The sequence below is a fragment of the Clostridium sp. genome (genome assembly GCF_021443865.1).
GTDB lineage: Bacteria > Bacillota > Clostridia > Clostridiales > Clostridiaceae > Clostridium.
The window spans coordinates 37067-39503 of the sequence record NZ_JABUTB010000036.1 but is presented as its reverse complement, the minus strand read 5'-3'; the positions used below and the strand labels follow the sequence as shown (position 1 = coordinate 39503).

3 protein-coding genes are annotated in these 2437 nt (G+C 27.5%); all 3 read left to right on the top strand.

All coding sequences use genetic code 11. The features are described 5' to 3' along the window. On the top strand, nucleotides 1–441 hold a 441-nt coding region (locus HUJ77_RS08170), incomplete at its 5' end, for an extracellular solute-binding protein (RefSeq protein ID WP_291708090.1). Between the two features lie 110 nt (nucleotides 442–551). After that, entirely contained in the window at nucleotides 552–1109 is a 558-nt protein-coding gene (locus HUJ77_RS08165; RefSeq protein WP_291708089.1) for a DUF3867 domain-containing protein, read from the top strand. A 145-nt stretch (nucleotides 1110–1254) separates the two neighbouring features. Next, a partial coding sequence (locus HUJ77_RS08160; RefSeq protein ID WP_291708088.1) for an ABC-F family ATP-binding cassette domain-containing protein occupies nucleotides 1255–2437 on the top strand: 1183 nt, incomplete at its 3' end.

Below are 2437 nucleotides of genomic sequence, written 5' to 3'. Positions count from 1 at the left end.
TCATTAGTTTTAAAATATGGTGCTGATGAAGTAAAAGATTTAATGACTTCAGGTGAAGCAGCTTTAGCTATGATATGGTCAGGTGAAGGTTTAACCTTAGCCGATGAAAATGAAAATTTAGAGTATGTTATTCCAAAGGAAGGAGCTAACTATTGGTTAGATTCTTGGGCAATACCAACAAATGCAAATGATAAGGCAACAGCTGAAGAGTTTATAAACTTTGTAAGTAGTAAAGATAATGCTTATAAAATAGCAGAAGAAATTGGATATACTACTCCAAATAAATTAGCTATGGAAGAACAACCTATAGAAGTTAAAAATAATAAAGGGGCATATATGTCTAAGGAAGTTATGGATAGATGTGAAATTTATGAATATCTTCCACAGGATAAGCTTAGATTATACGAAGAGGTATGGAATGCAGTAAAGACAGCAGATTAATTGAATTTTATAAAAAATTATTAATATTTAGGTAAGTCAATAGAATATAAAATTCAATAATAGTATAATAATATTAACATCTATTAATAATATAGGAGCTGATTGATACTATGGATAGAATTATAGATTTTAATGAGATAAAAAATAGAGTAAATGATAAAGATATAGATAAATTTGAGTCATATATTTATAACTTGTATTATGATATGTCTTCTGGGAAGCTAAATATGGCAGACTTCACTAAAAAGATGATGGAATACATGGAAGAAAACAACATATCTCAAGATAAGTTCCTAAAGATGCAAACTAAGCTTATGGAAAGATATGGGTTTGATGCTTCTGGTTTAGAAGATCAAATTAAGTCCTTAGGATTAAATAATGTAATTCCTGGAGCAGAAGATGTTGAAAAGATAAGAAAAAATATGAGTTTTCAAGAAAAGTATAAGGATAGGTTAAAAGTTTCAACTGTTAATAATTATTATATTTCTAATGATAAGAATAACTTAAAAGTTTTAACAGAAAACGAAAAAGTTATATTAACAAGTGAAGGCAAAATAGACTTAAGTGATGTAGAATTAAATGAGTTTTTATGTTCTTATAAAAAGGTAGTTAATGATGAAAATTTAATTATTACTATCTGTGAAAATGTTAAAGAATATGAATACTAAAATTGCTAAAAAAAATATATTTATTTTCTTAGATTATAGTTTATAATAAGTAAGGTATGAAATTAATCATACCTTATTTTTATGAGTAAATTAATTTAATTTAGAAATAAATTATTAAATAGATACAAATGTAGGAGGATAATAAATGAGTGTTTTAACAGTTAAAGATATGAGTCATGGCTTTGGAGATAGAGCAATTTTTGAAGATGTATCCTTTAGACTATTAAAGGGAGAACATGTTGGTTTAATTGGAGCTAATGGAGAAGGTAAATCAACATTTATGAATATAGTAACTGATAAGCTTATGCCAGATGAAGGAAGAGTTATTTGGTCAAATAATGTTAGAGTTGGATATATGGATCAACATGCAGCTTTAGAAAAAGGACAAAGTATTAGAGATGCATTAAGAGATGCTTTTAAATATCTTTTTGATTTAGAAATAGAAATGAATTCTCTTTATGAAAAAATGGGAGATTGTACACCAGAAGAATTAGAAAAAATGCTAGATAGAACGGCAGTTATACAAGATCTTTTAGATCATAATGGATTCTATGTTATAGATGCAAAGGTTGAAGAAGTTGCTAAGGGTCTTGGACTTTTAGATTTAGGATTAGAAAGAGATGTAGATGATTTATCAGGTGGACAAAGAACTAAAATACTTTTAGGTAAATTATTACTTCAAAATCCAGATATATTACTTTTAGATGAGCCTACTAACTACTTAGATGAAGAGCACATAGAATGGCTTAAGAGATACTTAATCAATTATGAAAATGCATTTATATTAATATCTCATGATATTCCATTTTTAAATTCAGTAGTTAACTTAATATATCATGTGGAAGAAAGAAAGCTAACTAGATATGTTGGTGACTATTATGAATTTAAGAGATTATATGATGAAAATAAAAAGAGATTAGAAGCAGCTTATGAAAAACAACAAAAGGAAATAGCTAGATTAGAAGATTTCGTAGCTAGAAATAAAGCAAATGTTGCAACTGCTAATATGGCTAAATCAAGACAAAAGAAACTTGATAAAATGGAAGTTATAGAACTTTCAAAGGAAAAACCAAAGCCAGAGTTTAACTTTAAAATAGCAAGAACTTCAGGAAAGATTATATTTGAAACTAAAGATTTAGTTATAGGATATGATTCACCTCTTACAAAACCATTGGATTTATATATGGAAAGAGGACAAAAAATAGCCTTAGTTGGAGCTAACGGACTTGGTAAATCTACATTACTAAAAAGCTTACTTGGAAAAATACAACCTTTAAGTGGAGAAGTTCACTTAGGAGATTATCAACATATAGGATACTTCGAGCAAG